Raw genomic sequence first — 21,516 nt, 5'->3', positions numbered from 1 at the left:
CGCCCGATTTCCGCGGGTGCCCCCCTAGAGGAAGCTGACGTTCTGGGCCAGGGCGAGTCGGCCGGAATAGTTGATGGTGTTGGTGGCCGGGCGCATGTACGCGCGCCAGGCGTCGGAGCCGGACTCGCGGCCGCCGCCCGTCTCCTTCTCCCCGCCGAACGCGCCGCCGATCTCGGCGCCGGAGGTGCCGATGTTGACGTTGGCGATGCCGCAGTCGGAGCCCTCGGCGGAGAGGAAGAGCTCTGCTTCCTGCTGGTCGCGGGTGAAGATGCTGGAGGACAGGCCCTGCGGGACGTCGTTGTGCAGGGAGACGGCCTCCTCCAGCGTGTCGTAGGTCAGGACGTAGAGGATCGGCGCGAAGGTCTCCTCCCTTACGACGTCGGTCTGTTCGTCCACGCGGACGATGACCGGTTCGACGTAGGCGGCCCCGGGCGCTGCTCCGGCCAGGCGGCGCTCACCGCCGACCAGGACCTTGCCGCCCTGGGCCTGGGCCCGGGTGAGGGCGTCCTGCATCCCGTCGAGGGCCTTGGCGGAGATGAGCGGTCCGACGAGGGTGTTCCCGTCGAAGGGGTCGCCGATGGGGAGCCTGGCGTACGCGGCTGTGAGCCGTGCGAGGAGCGTGTCGGCGATGTCGCGGTGCACGATGAGGCGGCGCAGGGTCGTGCAGCGCTGGCCCGCGGTGCCGGCCGCGGCGAAGACGATGCCCTGCACGGCGAGGTCGAGGTCGGCCGAGGGCGCGACGATCGCGGCGTTGTTGCCGCCGAGCTCCAGCAGGCTGCGGCCGAAGCGGGCCGCGACGCGGGGGCCGACCTCGCGGCCCATGCGGGTGGAGCCGGTGGCGCTGATGAGGGCAACGCGCGGATCGTCCACGAGCTGCTCACCGACAGTGCGGTCGCCGAGCAGGAGGCGGTGTACGTCCGCGGGCGCGCCGGTGTCCTCCGCGGCCTGGGCCAGCAGCCGGTCGCAGGCGAGGGAGATCAGCGGGGTGAGCTCGGACGGCTTCCAGATCACTGTGTCGCCGCAGGCCAGGGCCACGGCGGTGTTCCAGGACCACACGGCGGCCGGGAAGTTGAAGGCGGAGATCACGCCGACGACGCCCAGCGGATGCCAGGTCTCGGCCAGACGGTGGCCGGGGCGCTCGGAGGCGATGGTGCGGCCGTAGAGCTGGCGGGAGAGGCCGACGGCGAAGTCGCAGATGTCGATCATCTCCTGGACCTCGCCGAGCGCCTCCGAACGGATCTTGCCCGCTTCGATGGTGATGAGGTCCGCCAGATCGCTCTTGTGGTCACGCAGCAACTCGCCCAGCCGTCGAACCAGTTCGCCCCGGCGCGGGGCCGGGGTGGTGCGCCAGGTGAGGAAGGCCTCGCGGGTGGCCGTGACGGCCTCCTCGGTGTCGGCGGCGGTGGCCGCCGTGAGGCCGAAGAGGTCCTCGCCGGTGATCGGCGTACGTGCCGGGAAGCCGGCCCCTTCGGGGACGGTGACGCCGATGCGCTCCAGGCTCGTACGGGCGCGGGCGCGCAGGTCGTCCGTGCTGGGCAGAGAGGTGCTCGTCATGGTGCTTCCTCCGGGTTCGGTGAGTGGGAAAGGGCGGCCGGCCGAGCGGCCGTCGGGTTGCGGCTCCCGGGCGGGGTCCGCAGGTTCACACCACGTGGGCTTCGGGGCGGGTTGCGGTCCCCGAACGGAAGCGGTCGGCGCTGAGCGGGGAGACGTCGACGAAGGGTGCGCGGTCGAGGTGGAGGTCGCGCAGGATCTCGCCGACGGCTGGGGCCTGGAGGAAGCCATGGCCCGAAAACCCGGTGGCGTAGAGGAAGTTGACGAGTTCGCCGGAGCGGCCGATGAGGGCGTTGTGGTCGGGGGTGACCTCGTAGAGGCCGGCCCAGCCGCCGACGGTCCTCATGTCGGCGAGCCCGGGGGCCCGTTGCCGTACGGCGTCCCGGAACAGTTCGAGCCACTCCGGGGACCAGGTGGTGTCGAAGCCGTCGGGCTGGCGGGGGTCGGCGAGGCCGAACAGCAGGCCGTCGTCGCTGTTGTGGAAGTAGGCCGACGAGGCGAAGTCGATGGTGAAGGGGATGCGGGGCGCCGGAGGCAGGAGCGGTTCGGTGAAGGCGAGTTGGCGGCGCACCGGCCGGACCGGGAGGTCGATGCCGACCATGTCGCCGATCAGGCGTGACCAGGCGCCCGCCGTACAGATCACGGTGTCGCAGCGGATGCTGCCGTGGTCGGTGTGGACGGCGGTGACGCGGTCGCCTGCGGTGTCGATGCCGGTCACGGTGGTGTGGGTGGCGAAGGTGGCGCCGGCCCGGGCGGCGGCGCCGGCGTATCCCTTGACGACCAGTACGGGGCGGGCGTGGCCGTCGGCGGGCGAGTAGGTGGCGGCCAGGAGTCCGTCGGTGCTGACGTAGGGGCAGAGGCGGCGGGCCTCGTCCGGGGTGATCATGCGGGTGGGGACGCCGAGGGCGTTCTGGGTCCTGACGCCGGCCTCGAAGTCCGCGGCCTGGCGGTCGGTGGTGAGCAGGAAGAGGTAGCCGACGGTGTCCAGGCGGATGTCGGCGCCGGGACGGTGCGGGAAGTCCTCGTAGGCGCGCAGGCTCCGGCTGCCCAGCTCGATGTTGAGCGGGTCGGAGAACTGGGCGCGTACGCCGCCGATCGGTTTGCCCGAGCTGCCGCACGCCAGGTCGCCGCGCTCGACGACGACGATGTCGGTCACCCCCGCTTCGGCGAGGTGGAACGCGGCACTGGCGCCCATCACGCCTCCGCCGATGATCACGACGTCCGCGGTCGGCGGAACGGAGCGGAAGGCGGACGAGGAGGACAAGGGGCCGTCCCTTCCGGAGGTCGCGCCGGGCCGAGGGGGCATGGCTTTGTGCCCGTCATCGTGACGCAGGGCGACCTTTGACGTCCATGAACAGTTACTGCGCCCGATCTATTAGTGTTCCTATATGGACTGGACGAGCTCCCAGCTGCGTTCGCTCGTGGAGCTGACCAGGCGCGGAACCATCACCGCGGTGGCCCGCGCGCTGGGGTACACGCCCGGCGGGGTCTCGCAGCAGATCGCCGCACTGGAGAAGGCCACCGGCATGGAGCTGCTGCGGCGGGTGGGGCGGCGGGTGGAGCTGACCGACGCCGGGATGACGCTGGCCCGGCATGCCGAACGGATCCTGTCCACGGAGGCCGAGGCGGTCGAGGCGCTGGAGCGCAGCCGGGGCGAAGTCTGTGGGGTGCTGGTGGTGGGGCTGTTCGCCACGGCCGCCGCCGAGATCCTGCCGCCGGCGCTGCAGCGGGTGCGCGAGGCGCATCCCGGGCTCGCCGTGCACAGCCGCGACATGGACGTGGACGAGGTGTACGACGCCGTCGCCTCCGGTGCGGTGGACCTGGCGCTCGGTCTGGACTACCCGGATGTGCCCATCCCGCGCGATACCGCGCTACGGGTGATGCGGCTGGACCGGGAGCGGTTCTCCCTCGCGGTGCCCACCGGGTGGCTGGAGGGCCGCGAGGAGATCGCCCTGGCCGACACGCAGAACCTGGGGTGGATCCTGCCCTCCCCCGACAGCTACTACGGCCGCGCCGTGCGCACCGTCTGCCGGCGGGCCGGTATCGAACCCGACGTCCAGCACGAGGTGACCGACACCGCGGCCACGCTGGCGCTGGTCGAGGCGGGCATCGGGATCAGCACCGTGACGGAGCTGATGCTGAGGCTGCGCGCCTCCCGCTTCGACGTGGTGCGGCTGCGCGAGAGGGTCGAGCGGCACATCGTCGTGGTGTTCCGCTCCGCCGCCGAGCACCGGCCGACGGTGGCCGCACTGGTCGACGTGCTGCGGGCGGTGGCCGGTACGCGGCGCGGTGCGACGGCGTAGCGCAGGCGCTCGCTTGTCCTGCGCTGTCGGAGACCCCACCTCAAGGGCTGCTTCCACCCGCCGGGCAGGCCGTTCCGGCGCCGAGCGCTGGGCGGCACTGCGGTGCGCCGCGGCCGTCCGTCGGACGATCTTCGGCCCTTGTGGCTGCGCCGTCCGGACCACATCGTGGGGAGAGACCGGTCGGAAGATGACTGGTGAGCAAGGAGGGTTTCCAGCTGTGATCACGGTTCTGGAGGGTGCGCCGCCCATGGAGGCGGCCATCGGCGCGCTGCGTGCGAGCCTTCTCGGCGGACTCGACCCGGAGGCCGGTCCGCCGCGTGCGGCCGTGCCGGTGCCGCGGGGGCAGCTCCTGCTCATGCCCGCCCACTGGGGTTCCTACGCCGGAGTCAAGGTGGTGACGGTCGCACCGGACAACCCGGCGCGGAAACTGCCGCGGATCCAGGGCAACTACCTGCTGCTGGACGGCGAGACCCTCACCCCGCTGGCGCTGCTGGACGGGATCGCGCTCACCAACGTACGCACCGCGGCGGTGTCCGCCGTCGCCGCCGACGCGCTCGCCGAGCCGGACGCGAGCCGACTGGTGCTGTTCGGGACGGGGCCTCAGGCACGGTCGCATGCCGAGGCCCTGCGGTGTGTCCGGCCGATCCGGGACGTCGTGGTCGTCGGCCGCGACGCCGAGCGCACCCGCGCCTTCGCCGATGACATCGAGGCGCGAGTCGGCAGTGCGGACGATGTGGCGGACGCGGACGTCGTGGCCTGCTGCACCACGGCGCGCACGCCGTTGTTCGACGGCTCGCTGCTGCCGCCGCACACGACCGTGGTGGCCGTCGGATCGCACGAACCGGACGCCCGGGAGGTCGACGAGACGGCTGTCGGGCGTTCGACGGTGGTGGTGGAGGCGGTTTCGGCGGCGCTGCGTGAGGCGGGCGACATCGTGCTGGCCGTGCAGGCGGGGACACTCGATCCCGGCGCACTGGTCGGCCTCGCCGATCTCGTGCGGGGCAGGGCCCAACTCCCCACCGGGCAGCCGCGGTTGTTCAAGAGCGTGGGCATGGCCTGGCAGGACCTGGTGGTCGCCGCGGCCCACTTCGAGGCGGGGCAGGCATGACGGCGACGGTCCGGTGACCGAGCCCTCTCCGGGGCGCCCGCCCCAAAGAGGGCTCGGATCTTTACAGGGCGTACACCTGGCCGGTCTGCGCGCCCTCGACCGACCGGACGTACGCCTGCGTGACGTCGGCGAGATCGACCGGTGGCATGCCCGGGAAGAAGTCGCCGTACTTGGCGAGGCTCTCGGTGAAGACCGTCGGGCTGATCGCGTTGATGCGCTGCGGGGCGATCTCGATGGCGGCGGCCCGGACGAACGCCTCCAGCGCGCCATTGGCCATGGAGGCCGCGCTGCCCGTGGGGATGGGCTCGCGGGCCAGCACACCGGTGATGAGGGTGAAGGAGCCGCGCTCGGCGATCCGCGGGATGCCCTGGCGCACCAGGTCGATCTGGCTGAGCACCTTGCCGTGGAAGGCTGCCAGATAGTCCTCGGGGGTCAGCTCGGTGACCGGCTTGTACGGCACGTGTCCGGCGGCGCTGACCACGGCGTCCACCCGGCCGGCCCGGTCGTAGAGTTCGGCGACCTGCGCGGGGTCGGTGATGTCGTGGCGCAGGTCGCCACCGCCGCGTCCCACGGTGAGGACTTCGTGGCCGCGGGTGCCGAGGGTCTTGTGGAGGGCCGCGCCGAGCGTGCCGGTGGCGCCGATGAGCAGAATCTTCATGGCTGCGACGCTAGGCCCGGCCCCGGGCGGGAGGGAAATACCTTCTGGGGAGCACTTATGCTTCATGGTTATGAATGTGGAGCTACGGCATCTGCGGGCGCTCACCGCGATCGGCGACGAGGGCACCATCACCGGCGCGGCGGCCGTGCTCCACATCAGCCAGCCCGCGCTCTCGCGCACCCTGGAGCAGCTGGAGAGCCGGGTCGGCGTGCGGCTGGTGGAACGTACCACCCGCACCCTTTCGCTCACGGATGCCGGTCAACGGCTTTATGAGAGGGCTCATTTGATCCTCCGTCAGCTGGACGACGCGCTGACGGAGGCCGCGGCCGGGGTGCGGCCGCTGCGGATCGGTTTCGCCTGGGCGGCGCTCGGCGATCTGACCGTGCCGCTGCTGCGCACCTGGCGGGAGACACATCCCGGGACCCCGGTTCAGGTGTACCGGCGCGACGATCCGGAGGTGGCACTGCGCCGCGGGGAGATCGACGCGGCGCTGGTGCGCACCGCGCCCGCGCCCGGCGCCGGGCTGGAGGTCCGGTCGCTGTACCGGGAGCGGCGCATGGCCGCCGTACCCGACAGCGACCCGCTGGCCGCGCGTCCGTCACTGCGACTGACGGACCTCGCCGACCGGCCGGTGGTGCTGTGCGCCACCGCCGCGACCACGGCCGAGCTGTGGCCCGAGGGGCGGCGGCCGCGCACGTTCGAGGTGGCCAACGTCGACGAATGGCTCACCGTGATCGCCACCGGGGAGGCGGTCGGCGTCACCGCGGAGGCCACCCAGCAGAGCCATCCGCACCCCGGGGTCCGCTATCTGCCCCTGGCGGACGTACCGCCCGTGACGGTCCGCATGGCCTGGCCGCGCACGCCCACGCACCCGGCCACCCTCGCCTTTCTCGGCCATCTGCAGTCCATGACGTCCGCGCATCTGCCGGCCTGACCTGCACGGCGGTCCGCTTCGCGGTGACCGGGGTACCCGGGTGGCATGTCGCGGCGACCACGAGCCCCACCGCGCATGACCTGTACATGACCAGCATGTCGTGCGATGTTTGCCCATCGGGGTCCGCAGTTCGTCTGGGCTTCACGCAGTACCGGCCTGAGGCTCCTATGGTTGCGGCGCCGCCTCCCCCCGCACGTGCCCGTCACTTCTGTCCGGAGGACAGTCATGACCGCCGTAAAGGCTTCCAAGCGCACCAGACGCCCGCTCACCGCGCTCGCCGGGGCCGTCGCCCTCACCGCCACGTCGGTCGGTGTGTGGGCCGCAACGACCTCAGCAGCTCAGGCAGCCGCTCTCCCCGCCCCCGACCACGTGGTGGTCGTGGTGATGGAGAACCACGCCTACTCGCAGGTGATCGGAAGCTCCAGCGCCCCCTACATCAACAACACCCTCAAGGCGGGTGGCGCCAACCTCACCCAGTCCTACGGCCTCACCCACCCCAGTGAGCCGAACTACTACATGCTCTTCTCGGGCTCCAACCAGGGCCGCACCGACGACAGTTGTGTGAGCGTCGGGTCCATCTCCGCGCCGAACCTCGCCTCCGAGCTGATCGCCGCGGGCAAGACCTGGAAGAGCTACAACGAGTCGCTGCCCAGCCAGGGTTCGACGACGTGCAGCAGCGGCAACTACGCGCAGAAGCACAACCCGTGGTTCGGCTTCTCCAACGTGCCGACGAACACCGCGATGACCTTCGCGCAGTTCCCGACCGACTACTCGACCCTGCCGAAGGTGTCCTTCGTCGTGCCGAACCTGTGCAGCGACATGCACGACTGCTCGGTCTCCACGGGCGACACCTGGATCAAGAACAACCTGGGCGCGTACGCCACTTGGGCCCAGACGCACAACAGCATCCTCGCCGTCACCTTCGACGAGGACAACAAGCTCTCCGGCAACCGCATCCCGACCCTCTTCTACGGGCAGCACGTCGCCCCCGGCAGCTCCGACTCGACCACGTACAACCACTACAACGTGCTGCGCACGGTGGAGGACCTGGCCGGTCTGAGCGCCCACGCGGGCAACGCCGCCTCGGCGTCCGACATCACCGGCATCTGGAACTGACGCCCGTGTATCTCGCGGACTCCCGCAGCACCAAGGCCGCCGCCGCCCCGGACACCCGTCCGGGGCGGCGGCCGGCCGCTGTCCCCGGCACCGTGCTGGCCCTGGGTGCGGTCAGCCTCATCACCGACGTCTCCTCGGAGATGGTCACCGCCGTGCTGCCGCTCTACGTGGTCGCCGGACTCGGCCTGTCCCCGCTCGGCTTCGGTCTCCTCGACGGCATCAACAACGGTGTGGGGGCGCTGGTCCGGCTGGCCGGCGGTCATCTCGCGGACCGCGGCGGCCGCCGGCACAAGGTCGTGGCGGGCCTCGGCTACGGTCTGTCGGCGCTGTGCAAGCCGCTGCTGCTGCTCGCCCACACGCTTCCCGTGATCAGCGCCGTGCTCGCGGCCGACCGCACCGGCAAGGGGCTGCGCACCGCGCCACGGGACGCGATGATCTCGCTGGCCACCGAACCCGCGCACCGGGGACGGGCCTTCGGGGTGCACCGCGCCATGGACACCACCGGCGCACTGCTCGGCCCGCTGGTCGCCTTCGCCGTGCTGCGGGCCACCGTCGACGGCTACGACGCGGTCTTCACCGTCAGCGGCTGCATCGCGGTGCTGGGGGTGCTGGTGCTGGTGCTGTTCGTGCCCCGACGCATCGCGCCCGCCGGTGCCACCGCGCTGGCCGAGCCGGCCCGGCCCGCCCTGCGCGATTCTCTGGGGCTGCTGCGCCGCCCGGAGTTGCGCCGGCTGACTCTTTGCGCGGCCCTGCTGGGGCTCACCACCGTCAGCGACTCCTTCCTGTATCTGCTGCTGCAGCGCGAGGGGGATCTGTCGGCCGACCTGTTCCCGCTGCTGCCGCTGGGCACCGCCGCCGTCTTCCTGCTGCTCGCCGTCCCGCTCGGCGCACTCGCCGACCGCCTCGACCGCCGCCGGCTGTTCCTGGCAGGCCATGGCGTCCTGCTGCTCGGCTACGGCCTGGTGCTCTCCCCCTGGCACGGCATTCCCGCCGTGGTCGCCGTCCTCGTTCTGCACGGCACCTTCTACGCGGCCACCGACGGAGTCCTCGCGGCCGCCACCGCCTCGGCCGTGCCGGCACAGCACCAGGGCGCCGGGCAGGCCCTGGTGGGCACCGGCCAGGCACTGGCCCGCTTCGCCTGCTCCCTCGCCTTCGGCGCGGCCTGGAGCCTGTGGGGCGGCCGCACCGCGCTCGCCGTCACCGCCGCCGCGCTCGCCGTCAGCGCCGTAGTGGCCTCGTTCGTGCTCCGCCCCGCCGCCGACGTGTCCCCCGCCGAGGTGTCCGCATGACCCGAACCACCCGTCTGCTGATCCTGCTGGCCGCCGTCCTGCTGCTCGGCGGCGTCGGCACCGGGGCGGTGCTGTACGCCGCCCACCGCTCGGGCATGCGCGACGAGCAGCAGGCGAACGGCCCGACCGTGCGCAGCGGCACCGTCTCGCTCCGGCCGACGGCCGGGCGCAGGCTGCTGGTGCGCAACCTGGCCTGGGGCCCGCACCGCGACGAGATCGCCACCGTGCCCGCCGGTGATCCGCAGGGGCCGCGCACCGCCTCGGGCGTCAAGTGCCTGCGCTTCCACGCGGCCGCCGGAACCGGCATCTGCCTGCAGGCCGTGCATGGCACGCTCAGGGACACCTACCGGGCGGTCGTCCTCGACGCCCACCTGCGCGAGCGGCACCGCTTCCCGGCCGCGGGCATCCCCACCCGGGCCCGCGTCTCACCCTCCGGCCACCTGGTGGCCTGGACGGTGTTCGTCAGCGGAGACTCCTACGCCGGTACGAACTTCTCCACCCGCACGGCCATCGTCGACACCCGCACCTGGAGGATCGACGACAACCTGGAGACCTTCCGCATCATCAAGGACGGCCGGACCTACCGCGCCGCCGACACCAACATCTGGGGCGTCACCTTCGCCGACGACGACCGCTTCTACGCCACGCTGGCGACCGGCGGCACCACCTACCTCGTACGAGGAGACGTCGCGGCACGCACCCTGACCACCCTGCACCGCAACGTCGAATGCCCGTCCCTCTCCCCCGACGGGACCCGCGTCGCCTACAAGAAGCGCGTCAAGGGGGCCTCCCCCGACGCCCCTTGGCGGCTGTACGTCCTCAATCTGCGCACCATGAAGGAGACCGCGACCGCCGAACAGCGCAACATCGACGACCAGGCTCTGTGGTCCGACGACTCCACCCTCGTCTACGCCCTGCCCGGCGACTACGGCTCCGACCTGTGGACCGTCCCGGCCGACGGCACCGGCACGGGCCGCCGGCTGATGACCTCGGCCGTGGCTCCCGCATACCTGGGCTGACGGGTCCTCACAGGCCGTCCACGAGCGGAGAGGTGGGAGGCCTGCGAGAGGCACGACCAAGCATTTTCGGCGCCCCCCACCCACAGTTGAACATGTTCAATTATTCGGTGATGATACGTGTGTCCATCGGGGCCCGGAGAGAGGACCACGGTCATGACGAGCTCGCTTCTCACGCCACGAGGCCGTTCCCGCGCCGGCGCGACGGCCGGGGGAACAGCGGCGGGGAGCACGGCCCCGACGCGGATCCTCAACTGGCGGCATCCGGAGGTCACTTCCCTGCTCCGGCAGATCGACACGGCAGCGGACGCGGGGAAGGCCGCGGCGCCCGACCGCCGGACAGCGCACCTGCGCCGGGCCCACCGGGTCATTGCCGCGGCCGTGCGACCGGTGTACTCGGTGCAGGACGAGCGGCCCGTGTCCGAGGTGCTGCGCCGCGGCCGCGGTTCGTGCAGCCAGCGGCTGGCCGTGCTGGAGGCGGTGGCGCGGTCGTCCGGGGTGGCCACGCGGGTGCGCGGTCTGCTGGTCGACGGGGCTTTCTGGTATCCGCGCTTCCCGCGGCTGCACCGGATCGTCCCGGACCAGGTTCTCCTGGCATGGCCGGAATTCCGCCTCGACGCAGTGTCGCCGACCGGCCATGCCGCCGCTTCCTGGCTGACGGTCTCGGAGCTCTTCGGCACTCTTGACGAGTTGAGCGACGGCCAGGGCGGCTTCACCAACGCCGGTACGGAGACGCTGTTCGAGGCGCTGTCCAGGACGGCGATCGACTGGGACGGGGTGACGCTCTGCCCAGCCGACGGTGCCGCCTGCGACCTCTCGGCCTACGTCCTGGCGGACCTGGGGCACTTCGACTCGCGTGACGAACTCTTCGCCCGGCACGGCCAGACCCTCTGCCGGACGGCGAGAGTGCTGGCCGAGCCCGTCCTGGGCCGCCGTCGCGCGGCGGGCGCCTGAGAGCACCGTCAGTGGACCGCTGACCCCAGGGCGGCCTCGAAGGTCGGGTGCTCGAAAACGAAGCCCGAGTCGAGGAGGCGGCCCGGCACGACGCGCTGGCTCATCAGGATGCCGTCGGCGAACTCCCCGAGCGCGAGCCGCAGGGCGAAGCCGGGCACGGGCAGCACCGTGGGGTGGTGCAGGGTCCTGCCGATGGCGGCGGTGATGTCCCGGTTGGTCGCGGGGTGCGGGGTGGTCATGTTGACCGGCCCGCTGACCGATTCGGTGCCGATGAGGTGGCGCACGGCGCGGACCGTGTCGGGCAGGGAGATGTAGCTCCAGTACTGGCGGCCGCTGCCCAGCCGCCCGCCGAGTCCCGCCCGGGCCAGGGGCAGCAGACGGCCCATCGCCCCGCCCGCGCCCGACACGACGATCCCGAAACGGGTGGTGACGACCCGTGTCCCGGACGCCCGGGCGCCGTCGGCGGCGGATTCCCACTGCCGGCACACACCGGCCAGGAAGTCCTGACCCGGCCCACCGGACTCGTCCACCACGGTCTGCCCGGTCTCGCCGTAGTAGCCGACGGCGGACCCCGACACGAACACCGGCGGCGGCTTCTCGCAGCCACGGATCGCCTCGGCGAGGGCGCCGGTGCCGCGCACCCGGCTCTCGCGGATCTCCTCCTTGTACGCGGCGGTCCACCGGCGGTCGCCGACCCCGGCCCCGGCCAGCCCGACCACCGCGTCCGCGCCGTCGAGTACCGCCGGGTCGACTGCGGCAGCGTCCGCCCGCGGGTCCCACTGCGCCTCGACGCTTCCGTCGGCCCGGGTCCGCGGCTCGCGCCGGACCAACCGGGTGACGCGGTGACCGTCGGCCAGCAGCGACGCGGCAAGCGCACCGCCGATCAGCCCTGAGGAACCACTGATGACGACGTGCATGAGAAACCGGCCTCGATCCGGGAGCGAACGACCAGACGATACGTTTGACTCTTCAAACATACACCTGGTCGGACGCAACGGCGGGGCCAGGACTCCCCGGCAGTCCTGGCCCCGCCCCGGTTCGCGCTTCTCCCTCGCGCTGATCACCAGCATGCGCGCAAGGCAGCGGAGCTGTCATTGGCGGACGGTCCACACTTGCTTGGCGGAGAGTCCACGGCCTCTACTCGGCGGGGAGTTCGCTCCGTGCGCGGAACTCGCTCGGCGGAACACCGTGGGCCGAGCGGAAGGCGCGCGTGAACTCGGCGGCGCGGGGGAAGCCCCAGCGGGCGGCGACGGCATGGATGGGCAGCGTGCGCAGAGCCGGGTCGGCGAGGTCCCTGCAGACGTTCTTCAGCCGTTGATCGCGGATGTAGGAAGCGACGGTCGTGCCCTCGGCCCGGAGGAGGCTGTACAGGTAGCTGCGGGAGATGTGGTGCGCCTCGGCGATCCGGGCGGGGGTCAGGTCGGGGTCGCCGAGGTTCCGTCGGATGAACGACTTGATGCGCAGGGTCAGCGTCCGGGCGCGGGTCTCGGGCGGCAACTGGCGGTCGGCGTCCAGGGCGTGGGCGAAGACGGTGGTCACCAGATCGGCGACGACGGTGCCCAGTCGGGGCGCGTCCAGTGGCTGGTAGGGCGCGGTGTCGGAGACCAGTTGCACGAGGAACTGCGCGAGCAGCGCGCCGACTCCCTCTCTGCCCGACATCCGGCGCCCGATCACCTGGTCCGCCCGGTGCGCGGGCAGCGCCACCAGGGTCCTGGGTATCTCGATGCCGATGAGGGTGACCGGGTCCGGGCCGGTGGATATGTCGTACGACCGTGAGGAGCTGTTGGTGTGGATGTCGTCGATCCGGTAGGCGACTTCCTGCCTGCCCCAGCTGGCCGCTCCCTCTCCCCGCCGCAGGATGGAGAGGTGGTAGACCTCCGGGTCGGACTGCCGTACGAGCTTGGGTGTCCTTCGGAAGACCAGGTGGTCGAAGGTGGCCGGCCACACCGTCACATCGCCCAGGCAGATCAGGCGCTGCTCTCCGCGGTAGTCCGCCGCGCGGTCGCTGGCCAGATGCATGGGCGCGTGGGTGCGGCCCATGCGCTCGGTCCAGGCGTCGAACCGGTCGCCCGCCGGCAGGTCCACGGTCCGCAGGACCGACTCGTGCAACACGGCCGTAGTCAACCACACGGCCCGGGCGGCACTTTCGGGCGTCCGGCCGCTGTTCAGTGGCTGAGGAACTCGGACAGCCCGCCCAGCAGCCGGTCGACGTCCTCCGTGCTGTTGTAGGGCGCCAGGCCCATGCGGAGGCCACCGGTGTCACCGAGGCCGAGGCGGCGGGAGGCCTCGATGGCGTAGAAGGATCCCGACGGAGCGTGGACGCCGCGCTCGGCGAGGAAGTGGTAGGCGTCCGTGGTGGAGCGGCCCTCGAACGTCAGCAGCAGGGTGGGGGTGCGGTCGGCCGCCCTGGAGTGGACCGTGATGCCGTCGAGGGAGGACAGTCCCTTGTCGATCTGTGTGCGCAGGCTGTGTTCGTGGGCTTCGAGCGCCGAGAACGCGGCGGTCAGGCGCTGTCGGCGGGTTCCCGTGGCGCTCGGGTCGAGGCGGGTGAGGAAGTCGACCGCGGCGGTGGTGCCGGCGAGGAACTCATAGGGCAGCGTGCCCAGTTCGAAGCGTTCGGGGACCGTGTCGGTGGAGGGCAGGAGCTTGTCCGGGCGCAGGGTCTCCAGCAACTCCGGCCGGGCGGCGAGCACTCCGTGGTGCGGTCCCAGGAACTTGTACGGGGAGCAGACGAAGAAGTCCGCGCCGAGCGCCTCCAGGTCGACCAGCGTGTGGGCGGCGTAGTGGACGCCGTCGACATAGCTGAGCGCCCCCGCCTCGTGCGCCAGGCGGGAGATCTCGGCGACCGCGGGACGTGTGCCGATCAGGTTGGAGGCGGCGGTGACGGCGACCAGCCGGGTGCGTCCGGTGAGGACGGCGCGGATGTCGTCGAGGGTCAACTCCCCGGTGGCGGGGTCGAAGTCGGCCCAGCGTACGGTGGCGCCGGCCGCCGCGGCGGCCTGGACCCAGGGGCGGATGTTGGCGTCGTGGTCGAGGCGGGTGACGACCACCTCGTCGCCGGGCTGCCAGGTCTTGGCGAGGGTGCGGGAGAACTCGTAGGTGAGCTGGGTGGCGCTGCGGCCGAAGACGATCCCCGACGGATCCGCCCCGAGCAGGTCGGCCATGGCCCGGCGGGCCCCGACGACGATGGCGTCGGCGTTGCGCTCCCCCGGCGCCACCTGGCCCCGGTTCGACAGGGGGTTGGACAGGGCGTCGGCGATGGCCCGGATGACGGGCTGCGGGGTCTGGGTGCCGCCCGGGCCGTCGAAGTGCGCCGTTCCTGCCGCCAGGGCGGGAAACTGGGAGCGGATGGCGGTGATGTCGTACGTCACGAGAGCTCCTGTCGAAATACCGGGCCGGGGCAAAGATCCTCCGCGATCGCGGGTGGGCGTGGCAACAGCCCGTGTCCGCCACCTGCGCGCAGGACGCGGGACGGACCCAGGGCCGGCGTCCGTACGGCGGGGGCCGGCAGCCCGCCCCTCGGAAAGTTCCGAGAGACGGAACGGACCGCCGTTAACGCCGCGTCGTCCTGAACTCGCCGGGCGAAAATTCCTGGCCTCGCGAGCCGGGAGAAGGCTACGATCCCTCGCGATGACGACTCATTCTGTTGACAGATTGGGGGTCCCGTCCGCGCCAGGTGAGTGCTGATGCTCACCCTGACCACGAACGGGGATTCCCGCCTTTCCTTCTGGCAGCGCGTGCGCGAGTTCGCCGTGCCGCCCTCCATGATCGAGACTGCGACCGCCCGCCGCCTGGTCGGCGACTGGGCGGGGGCGTGTGCCGCCGCAGGCCTCGATGTCGATCTCAACCTGCGTTCCGTGGCACGCAGCCATGGCCGGGAGCTCGCGGCCCAAGTCCGGGCCGATCTGCGCCGGTTGGCTCCCGATCTGCTGCGCTGGCACATGCCGAGGATCGCTCCCGACGGGTTGCTGCGCCCGGGACTGACCATCGCGCTGGCCCGGTACGACGCTGCCGGGCGGGACCGGCCAGGTCCGGTGCATCTGGTGGTGCGGACCCCGCCGGCCTGGGCGGATGCCGGGCAGCGCATCAGCCTCGCGCTGTGGGACGGATCCCACACCGAGGTCGCCGCCCGGCGTCATCCGCACCCCCTTCCCAGCCGGCGCTTCCGTCTCGACCTGCACCGGCATCTGTGGGACGCGAGCAGAGCCGACGAGCTGCGGACACGGTCCGGGGTCGATCGGCCGAGCGGCGACAACGGCCCTGCGGTGCAAGGCGAGTTGCCCGGGTCGGTCCCGGACGGTCGGCGCTGTGCCGTCGACCGGTGGAGGGCCGAGGCGGAGCTTCTGCTCGGCGCCGAAGGGCGGCGCGGGTCCGGCGGTCGCGTGCTCGTGCGGCTCGGGGGCAGACATCGGCTGGTCCTGGACCTGACCGCGGACAGCGATGAGGCCGGGCCGTTCTCGGTGCGACTCGCCGAGGCGGCCGGGTACGGCGAAGGCTCCGCGCTGCCGGTGCTGCCCGATGCGGCGACCTGGGTCCCGCCCGACCTGGAACTCCTGCGCACCGGTGCGATCACGCCCGAGCGACTGCACCCGCTGGTCGCCACCGCCCTCGTACCCGACCATGCACCGGCCGGCCCGCCCCCTGCTCCGGAACCGGCAGGGCAGCCGCGTCTCGTGGAGTGCCGTGGAGCCAGGCACCGGATCGGTCTGGTGGACGGAGTGCTGGCCCCGCTGGACCATGCCCCTGCAGAGATCCGGCGGGAGGAGCTGCTGGTCGCGCTGACCGGGACTCCGCTGCCCTGTCTACAGGCGATCGACGAGGCGCACCGTCGTCCGGACTGCCTCGCGGGTGTCCGCGAACGCCTGGATCACGGCGACATCGCCGGAGCGCTGGCCGTCGTGGAGGGGCTGCTCGGTCCCGATGCGGTGCTGCGCGACGGACCGCTGCGGGACGAGCTGGCGGCGGCCGCGGAGCGGCGGATCACCTACGGCCTGTTCAGGGAGGGGCTGACCGGAGCCGCTCGCGGGCCCGCCCGTCATCGCCCCGGGGACCTGCGCCGCACTCGCCGCCACCGCTCGCACCCGCGCCACGCGAATCTCCGCTGACCTCACCCTCGTACACCCGACTCACTCGGCTCACCCCGACGAAAAGGTGACCACACACATGCCTGCACACACGCCTGCACACACGCCGTTCGCTGCCACCGTCACTCCCTCCGGCACGGACTCCCTCTCCCCACTCGACGTCGCCGACGAACTGTTGGCCCTGCTACGTAACACCACCACCGAACCCCGTCCCGACCTGCAGCTCGAAGCCCTGACGCTGGCCGTGGCCGCCGATCTGCCCGTGCTGCTGTGGGGTGAGCCGGGGATCGGCAAGACCGCGGCCCTGACCCAGCTCGCCGAGGCCCTGGAGCTGCCGCTGACCACGGTGATCGCCAGTGTGCACGAGCCGTCCGACTTCTCCGGGCTGCCCGTCGTCGGGGACGATCCCGCGGAGCAGGGGGTTCCGATGGCCCCGCCGGACTGGGCGGTGCGCCTGGTGCGGGCCGGGCGGGGGCTGCTGTTCCTGGACGAGCTGTCCACCGCGCCGCCCGCGGTGCAGGCCGCGCTGCTGCGCCTGGTGCTGGAGCGTCGGATCGGGGCTCTCCAACTGCCGCCCGGGGTGCGGATCGTGGCCGCGGCCAATCCTCGGTCCTCGGCGGCCGACGGCTGGGAGCTGAGCCCACCGCTGGCCAACCGTTTTGTGCACCTTCAGTGGACCCACGACCACGAGGTCGTCGTGCGCGGCCTCGGCGGGACCTGGCCGCGGGCCACGCTGCCGCGGCTCTCCTCTCAGAAGCTGTCGGAGGCGGTGGACTTCGCCCGCCGTGCGGTGTGCGCACTGCTCACCGCACGGCCCAAACTCGTGCACCAGCTTCCCGGCAACGAAATGCGGCGGGGCGGAGCCTGGCCGTCGCCCCGGAGCTGGGAGATGACGCTGCGCCTGATCGCCTTCGCAACGGCGGCCGACTCCTCACGGGACGTGCTCTCCCTGCTGGTCCGGGGCACGGTGGGCGACGGTCCGGGCCTTGAACTGCTTGCCAGTCTGGACCGGTTGGACCTGCCGGACCCCGAGGTGCTCCTGGCCGACCCTGCGAACGCGGAGCTGCCCGAGCGGGGTGATCTGCGCCAGGCCGTGCTCGACGGTGTGGTGGCGGCGGTCCGCGGCCGACCCGAGAAGTCCCGCTGGGACGCGGCCTGGGCACTGCTGGTCCGCGCGCTGGAGACCGGAGCGCCGGACCTGGTGGTCGTGCCCGCGACCACGCTCGCCGCGCTGCGCCGCGAGGACTGGGACGTACCGGCGTCGATCGAGAAGCTCGCCGGAGCGGTGTCGGTGTCCCGCCGGGCGGACCGGGCGGCGGCCCGCGCCGCCGTCACCGCGAAGGCCGGGCGATGAGCCCCGACGCACCCGGGGCACTGGACCTCGACAAGCTCTTCGCGGCCCGGCTGCAGGCCGCACGGGCCCGCCCCTACCTGGCAACCGCGCTGTTCGCCCTGCACACCGTGGAGTCGCGGCACGTGCCGACGATGGGCGTCGACCGGCACTGGCGGTGCTATGTCTCACCGGGGTTCGCGGACCGGATGCCGGTGGAGGACCTGGCGGCGGTATGGGTGCACGAGGTGTCGCATCTGCTGCGCGACCACCATGGGCGCAGTGACCGGGTCGCCCGGGAGCGCGGGCTGACCGGGCCCGGCGAACGGCTGCGGATGAACATCGCCGCGGACTGCGAGATCAACGACGACATCTACGGCGACGGGCTGGTCCGGCCCCGGGGTGCGGTGCGGCCGTCGGCCCTGGGGCTGTCCGAGGGGCAGCTGATGGAGGACTACCTGCGCCAGTTCACGCTCGGCGCACGGACGCAGAGCATGGCCTGGCTGGACTGCGGCAGCGGCGCCGACGGGCTGGCACGGGAGTGGGAGCTGGGCCCGGACGGCGCGCACGGCCTGAGCGCGCAGGAACAGGACGCCGTGCGGTTCCGGGTGGCGGAGGGGCTCAAGGGCCGTCCGGGCAGTGCCCCGGAGGGGTGGCGGCGATGGGCGGAGAAGGCGTTCCATCCACCGCAGCCCTGGCGGGAGTTGCTGGGCGCGGCGGTCCGTTCGGCGGCCTCCGGGGCGGGCGCGGGCGAGGACTACAGCTACGGCCGTCCCGCGCGGCGCTCGGCGTCACTGCCCGGAGTCGTACTGCCGAGCCTGCGACGCAGACCGCCCCGGGTCTCGGTGATCATCGACACGTCCGGGTCGGTCAGTGACGCCGAGCTGGGCAGCGCGCTCCTGGAGGTCGCCGCGATCTCCCGTGCCGTGGGCGGTCGCCGCGACCTGGTGACCGTGGTGCCGTGCGACGCGGCCGCCCGGATCGCGCACCCGCTGTGCCGGGCCGAGGGCATCCCGCTGATGGGCGGCGGCGGCACGGATCTGCGCACGGGCTTCGCCAAGGCGCTGCGTACGCGGCCGCGCCCCGACGTCGTGGTGGTGCTGACCGACGGTCAGACGCCCTGGCCGGACGCGCGGCCGGCGTGCCGGACGGTGGTGGGTCTGTTCCCCCGGCAGGGCACGAGCTGGGACGAGGAGGATCCCGACTACGTGCCGGACGCGCCGCCCACCTGGGCCCGGGTGGTCGACATCGGGTAGGCGACCGCGTCCCATCGAGCGCTACGGGGTCCAGCCCACCATGAAGATCTCTTTCCTGCTGCACAACGCCTACGGGACGGGAGGCACGATCACCACCACGTCGATCGGGACCCGGCCGGGAAGGACCGGATCTACCCTTGCCCGGTGACCAGCTTCGATCCGCCGGACCAGACGGGCAGCGCACCCCGGCCGCAGTCGCTGATGCTGAGCTTCTTCGGCATTCACGCCCTTGGCCGGGACGTCGCCCTGGCGGCGAGCAGTCTGATCGACGTGTTCGGACAGGCCGGGATCACCGAGGACGCCGTACGGTCGACGCTGACCCGCATGGTCAAGCGCGGCCTGCTGGAACGGCACCGGCGCGGCCGCAAGACGTACTTCGGCCCGACGCCCCGCGCCACCCGCGTGCTGCGGGACGGCCACGACCGGGTCTGGCGCACCGGTGCGGTCAACCGCACCTGGGACGGCACCTGGACCCTGGTCGGCTTCTCCCTCCCGGAAGCGTGGCGCCGCGAGCGGCACGATCTGCGGTCCCGGCTGCTGTGGAGCGGTTTCGGCCCGCTGCAGAACGGCCTGTGGGTGGCGCCCGGCACGGTGAACGTGCCGGAGATCGTCGCCGGGCTGGACCTCGATGCGTATCTGCGGGTCTTCCAGGGCGCCGCGGCCTTCGCCCCGACCGACGCCCGGACCATCCTGCACACGGCGTTCGACGTGGAGTCCGTCGCCAAGGGATACGAGGCCTTCCTGGCCCGCTGGAGCACGGACGCCGACGAGCCGGCGGACGCCCTCGTACGGCAGCTGCTGCTGCACACCGACTGGCTGGACCAGGTCCGCCAGGATCCCCATCTGCCGGCCGAGCACCTGCCCGAGGACTGGCCGGCGGCCCGCGCGGAGGCGCGGTTCCACGAGCTGGCGCGCCACTGCGCGGAGCCGGCCCGTCAGGCGGCCGCGAGCGCCCTGGACGTGATCCAGGTGGCCGTCCCGTAATACCGCCCGGACATCCGGTGGCACCTGCCGGGCACAGCCACGCCCATCGTTACTGGGCAATCTATTGACCGCCGTCGAAAAACTGCCCTACATTCATCGCGTTCTCGGCGTCCCCACATCGCTCGAAGCCGCCCAGCCGCTCAAAGGGGAGCACTCGTGTCCACCGAAACACGCACCCAAACCGGCGCCACCGCCACCTCGCAACCATCCGGCGGCCTGCCCGTCGGCACCCTGATCGCCGGCTGCTTCGCGGTCTGTCTTGCGCAGATCGCCCTGGCCATGCCGGCCACGCTGAACGGGCTCTTCCAGGAGGACCTGCACCCCGTCGGTTCGCAGCTGACCTGGATCTCGGACGCGTTCCTGCTGCCCGTCTCCGTACTGGAGCTGACCTTCGGCGTCCTCGGCGACCTCTTCGGCCGCAAGCGCCTGCTGGTCGGCGGCGGAGCGCTCCTGGTGGCCGGCGAGGCGCTGGCCGCGGCCAGCACCGGCATCCACATGCTCTGGGTGGGCCAGGCCATCGCCGGCCTGGGCGCGGCGGCGCTGTTCCCGACGTCGCTCGCGATGATCGCCGCCGGCACCCACTCGGCCAAGGACCGCGCCCGCACCATCACGATCTGGGCGGCCGCCCTGTCCAGCGGCGGTTTCGTCGCCCCCGTCCTGGGCGGTATCACCGGCAACTACGGCTCCTGGCGCTGGGCGTTCATCGTCGTCACCGGCCTCGCCCTGATCAGCACCGTGCTCAGCCAGCTGCTGGCGCACAACTCCAGTGCCCCGGAAGGCCGTTCACTCGACCTGGCGGGCCAGATCACCATCGGCATCGGCATGTTCGCCCTGCTCTACGCGGTGATCCAGGGCCCGGCGGACGGCTGGACCGCGACGCCGGTGGTGATCGCGTACGTGGTCGCCGCGGTGTTCGTCGGCCTGTTCGTCGTGGCCGAAAGCCGGGCCGCCTCCCCGCTGCTCAGGCTCGACCTGTTCAAGAACCGGGCGTTCGCGGTGGCGTCGTTCGTCGCGGTGGTCGGCATGTTCAGCTACCTCGGCACCGCCTACGCGACCAGCATCCGGCTCGGCCCGATCCAGCACCAGAGCCCGCTGCGCGGCTCGTTCGCCTTCATCCTGCTCAACGCCTGGACGCTGCTGCTGATGCCGCTGATCTCCCGGCTCCTTGAGAAGGTCAGCCCGCGCTGGGTGCTCGGCGCCGGTCTCGGGCTGATGGCCACGGGAGACTTCATCGCCGCCACTCTCTCGGTCCACGACCGGGCCCTGACCTCGCTCATCCTCCCCATCGGCCTGGTCGGCATCGGCTTCGCGCTGACCGTCTCCTCGATCACGGCGACGGCCGTCAACACGGTGGAGGTCCACTACGCGGGCATGGCCAGCGCATCGACCAGCCTGCTGCGCGACTTCGGCTTCACCCTCGGTCCGGCGGTCATCGGCGCGATCGCGCTGAGTCGTGCGGCGGACGAGTTCACCTCGAAGCTGGCCGCCTCCCATCTGTCCGCCGAGGTCAAGGCGGCGGCCGGGCAGGTGGCAGCGGAGGGCGGACCGCTCGCCTCCAACTCCGTACCGCCGTCCTCCCCGCCGGGAGGCGCGGTCCCCTTCGCTCTGGAGGCCCTCGGCAACGGTTACGCCATCGGCTATGTGATCTGCGGCCTCTCGGCCCTGGCCTGCTGCCTCCTCAGCGTGATCGCGCTGCGCGGAAAGGGCGACAAGGACGCGACGGTCGGCATCGCGGAGGAGGAGCCCGCGGCCGCCTGACCACCCGAGATCCCCGAGCGAGACGGCGCCGGCCCACCTGGCCGGTGTCGTCTCGTCACCGCACTGTCACAGAAGATCCACACGTGTCACAGCTGACCCACAGGCGAAACCCCCGGTGAGGCAGTCATGTCTCCTTGGTCGGGCGCCGGCGAAGGACCGGCCCCGCACCATCCGA

At 72.2% G+C, this 21,516-nt stretch carries 18 protein-coding genes; 12 read left to right on the top strand and 6 right to left on the bottom strand.

Translation table 11 applies throughout. From position 1 onward, the window contains the following. Window positions 1-24: 24 nt before the first annotated feature. Both ACFY1U_RS19835 and ACFY1U_RS19830 read right to left on the bottom strand, forming a co-directional pair. Window positions 25-1,554, bottom strand: a complete 1,530-nt coding sequence (locus ACFY1U_RS19835; protein WP_390695411.1) for an aldehyde dehydrogenase family protein — start codon at window positions 1,552-1,554, stop codon at window positions 25-27. An 85-nt stretch (window positions 1,555-1,639) separates the two neighbouring features. Next, window positions 1,640-2,857 carry an NAD(P)/FAD-dependent oxidoreductase gene (locus ACFY1U_RS19830; RefSeq protein WP_390695410.1) on the bottom strand — a complete coding sequence of 406 codons (1,218 nt, stop codon included), beginning with the start codon at window positions 2,855-2,857 and terminating at the stop codon, window positions 1,640-1,642. Window positions 2,858-2,939: 82 nt separating this feature from the next. Between ACFY1U_RS19830 and ACFY1U_RS19825 the strand changes: the two genes are divergently transcribed. Both ACFY1U_RS19825 and ACFY1U_RS19820 read left to right on the top strand, forming a co-directional pair. Then, window positions 2,940-3,854: a LysR substrate-binding domain-containing protein gene (locus tag ACFY1U_RS19825; protein ID WP_390695409.1), complete on the top strand. Its 915-nt coding sequence runs from the start codon at window positions 2,940-2,942 to the stop codon at window positions 3,852-3,854. A gap of 217 nt (window positions 3,855-4,071) precedes the next feature. After that, window positions 4,072-4,962, top strand: coding sequence for an ornithine cyclodeaminase family protein (locus ACFY1U_RS19820; protein ID WP_390695408.1), 891 nt, complete (start codon window positions 4,072-4,074; stop codon window positions 4,960-4,962). Window positions 4,963-5,023: 61 nt separating this feature from the next. Here the strand turns inward: ACFY1U_RS19820 and ACFY1U_RS19815 are convergent, their stop codons facing one another. Beyond that, the gene (locus ACFY1U_RS19815) at window positions 5,024-5,620 is read right to left on the bottom strand and encodes a short chain dehydrogenase (RefSeq protein ID WP_390695407.1); all 597 of its coding nucleotides are present in this window, start codon (window positions 5,618-5,620) and stop codon (window positions 5,024-5,026) included. Between the two features lie 64 nt (window positions 5,621-5,684). Here ACFY1U_RS19815 and ACFY1U_RS19810 point away from each other — a divergent pair, with 64 nt between their 5' ends. The 5 genes from ACFY1U_RS19810 (at window position 5,685) to ACFY1U_RS19790 (ending at window position 10,929) form a co-directional block, all read left to right on the top strand. Beyond that, on the top strand, window positions 5,685-6,554 hold the full coding sequence (locus tag ACFY1U_RS19810; RefSeq protein WP_390695406.1) for a LysR family transcriptional regulator: 870 nt from the start codon (window positions 5,685-5,687) through the stop codon (window positions 6,552-6,554). 225 nt (window positions 6,555-6,779) lie between these two features. Beyond that, window positions 6,780-7,670, top strand: a complete 891-nt coding sequence (locus tag ACFY1U_RS19805) for an alkaline phosphatase family protein (RefSeq protein ID WP_390695405.1) — start codon at window positions 6,780-6,782, stop codon at window positions 7,668-7,670. Window positions 7,671-7,675: 5 nt separating this feature from the next. Further along, window positions 7,676-8,959, top strand: a complete 1,284-nt coding sequence (locus ACFY1U_RS19800; RefSeq protein ID WP_390695404.1) for an MFS transporter — start codon at window positions 7,676-7,678, stop codon at window positions 8,957-8,959. Continuing rightward, window positions 8,956-9,978, top strand: coding sequence for a TolB family protein (locus tag ACFY1U_RS19795; protein ID WP_390695403.1), 1,023 nt, complete (start codon window positions 8,956-8,958; stop codon window positions 9,976-9,978). Before ACFY1U_RS19800 ends, ACFY1U_RS19795 begins: the two co-directional genes overlap by 4 nt. A gap of 153 nt (window positions 9,979-10,131) precedes the next feature. Next, entirely contained in the window at window positions 10,132-10,929 is a 798-nt protein-coding gene (locus tag ACFY1U_RS19790) for a transglutaminase domain-containing protein (protein WP_390695402.1), read from the top strand. A gap of 8 nt (window positions 10,930-10,937) precedes the next feature. On the opposite strand, the gene ACFY1U_RS19785 is transcribed toward ACFY1U_RS19790, so the two are convergent. The 3 genes from ACFY1U_RS19785 to ACFY1U_RS19775 all read right to left on the bottom strand — a co-directional run bounded on the left by ACFY1U_RS19785 (window position 10,938) and on the right by ACFY1U_RS19775 (window position 14,300). Then, window positions 10,938-11,846 carry a TIGR01777 family oxidoreductase gene (locus tag ACFY1U_RS19785; RefSeq protein WP_390695401.1) on the bottom strand — a complete coding sequence of 303 codons (909 nt, stop codon included), beginning with the start codon at window positions 11,844-11,846 and terminating at the stop codon, window positions 10,938-10,940. 220 nt (window positions 11,847-12,066) lie between these two features. Beyond that, window positions 12,067-13,041: a helix-turn-helix domain-containing protein gene (locus tag ACFY1U_RS19780; RefSeq protein WP_390695400.1), complete on the bottom strand. Its 975-nt coding sequence runs from the start codon at window positions 13,039-13,041 to the stop codon at window positions 12,067-12,069. 53 nt (window positions 13,042-13,094) lie between these two features. After that, window positions 13,095-14,300 (bottom strand): cysteine desulfurase-like protein, encoded by a 1,206-nt coding sequence (locus ACFY1U_RS19775; RefSeq protein WP_390695399.1) that lies wholly within the window; start codon window positions 14,298-14,300, stop codon window positions 13,095-13,097. A 315-nt stretch (window positions 14,301-14,615) separates the two neighbouring features. Here ACFY1U_RS19775 and ACFY1U_RS19770 point away from each other — a divergent pair, with 315 nt between their 5' ends. From ACFY1U_RS19770 to ACFY1U_RS19750, 5 genes are all read left to right on the top strand, one after another. Further along, window positions 14,616-16,034, top strand: coding sequence for a hypothetical protein (locus tag ACFY1U_RS19770; protein ID WP_390695398.1), 1,419 nt, complete (start codon window positions 14,616-14,618; stop codon window positions 16,032-16,034). A gap of 58 nt (window positions 16,035-16,092) precedes the next feature. Beyond that, window positions 16,093-17,367, top strand: coding sequence for an AAA family ATPase (locus tag ACFY1U_RS19765; RefSeq protein WP_390695397.1), 1,275 nt, complete (start codon window positions 16,093-16,095; stop codon window positions 17,365-17,367). Then, window positions 17,364-18,599, top strand: coding sequence for a VWA-like domain-containing protein (locus ACFY1U_RS19760; RefSeq protein ID WP_390695396.1), 1,236 nt, complete (start codon window positions 17,364-17,366; stop codon window positions 18,597-18,599). Before ACFY1U_RS19765 ends, ACFY1U_RS19760 begins: the two co-directional genes overlap by 4 nt. 144 nt (window positions 18,600-18,743) lie before the next feature. After that, window positions 18,744-19,583, top strand: a complete 840-nt coding sequence (locus ACFY1U_RS19755) for a PaaX family transcriptional regulator C-terminal domain-containing protein (protein ID WP_390695395.1) — start codon at window positions 18,744-18,746, stop codon at window positions 19,581-19,583. A 156-nt stretch (window positions 19,584-19,739) separates the two neighbouring features. Further along, the gene (locus tag ACFY1U_RS19750) at window positions 19,740-21,341 is read left to right on the top strand and encodes an MFS transporter (RefSeq protein WP_390695394.1); all 1,602 of its coding nucleotides are present in this window, start codon (window positions 19,740-19,742) and stop codon (window positions 21,339-21,341) included. Window positions 21,342-21,516 lie beyond the last annotated feature (175 nt).

The sequence above is a fragment of the Streptomyces sp. NPDC001351 genome (genome assembly GCF_042896045.1).
Taxonomy (GTDB): domain Bacteria; phylum Actinomycetota; class Actinomycetes; order Streptomycetales; family Streptomycetaceae; genus Streptomyces.
The sequence above is the reverse complement of the archived record's forward strand: the minus strand, read 5'-3'. Positions and strand labels throughout refer to the sequence as shown.

What these genes read in the sequence shown, in the direction of transcription:
- ACFY1U_RS19830 (WP_390695410.1), bottom strand. Translation starts at nt 2,857, where the DNA reads ATGCCCCCTCGGCCCGGCGCGACCTCCGGAAGGGACGGCCCCTTGTCC.
- ACFY1U_RS19825 (WP_390695409.1), top strand. Translation starts at nt 2,940, where the DNA reads ATGGACTGGACGAGCTCCCAGCTGCGTTCGCTCGTGGAGCTGACCAGG.
- ACFY1U_RS19810 (WP_390695406.1), top strand. Translation starts at nt 5,685, where the DNA reads ATGGTTATGAATGTGGAGCTACGGCATCTGCGGGCGCTCACCGCGATC.
- ACFY1U_RS19795 (WP_390695403.1), top strand. Translation starts at nt 8,956, where the DNA reads ATGACCCGAACCACCCGTCTGCTGATCCTGCTGGCCGCCGTCCTGCTG.
- ACFY1U_RS19765 (WP_390695397.1), top strand. Translation starts at nt 16,093, where the DNA reads ATGCCTGCACACACGCCTGCACACACGCCGTTCGCTGCCACCGTCACT.
- ACFY1U_RS19835 (WP_390695411.1), bottom strand. Translation starts at nt 1,554, where the DNA reads ATGACGAGCACCTCTCTGCCCAGCACGGACGACCTGCGCGCCCGCGCC.
- ACFY1U_RS19785 (WP_390695401.1), bottom strand. Translation starts at nt 11,846, where the DNA reads ATGCACGTCGTCATCAGTGGTTCCTCAGGGCTGATCGGCGGTGCGCTT.
- ACFY1U_RS19770 (WP_390695398.1), top strand. Translation starts at nt 14,616, where the DNA reads ATGCTCACCCTGACCACGAACGGGGATTCCCGCCTTTCCTTCTGGCAG.
- ACFY1U_RS19760 (WP_390695396.1), top strand. Translation starts at nt 17,364, where the DNA reads ATGAGCCCCGACGCACCCGGGGCACTGGACCTCGACAAGCTCTTCGCG.
- ACFY1U_RS19805 (WP_390695405.1), top strand. Translation starts at nt 6,780, where the DNA reads ATGACCGCCGTAAAGGCTTCCAAGCGCACCAGACGCCCGCTCACCGCG.
- ACFY1U_RS19815 (WP_390695407.1), bottom strand. Translation starts at nt 5,620, where the DNA reads ATGAAGATTCTGCTCATCGGCGCCACCGGCACGCTCGGCGCGGCCCTC.
- ACFY1U_RS19790 (WP_390695402.1), top strand. Translation starts at nt 10,132, where the DNA reads ATGACGAGCTCGCTTCTCACGCCACGAGGCCGTTCCCGCGCCGGCGCG.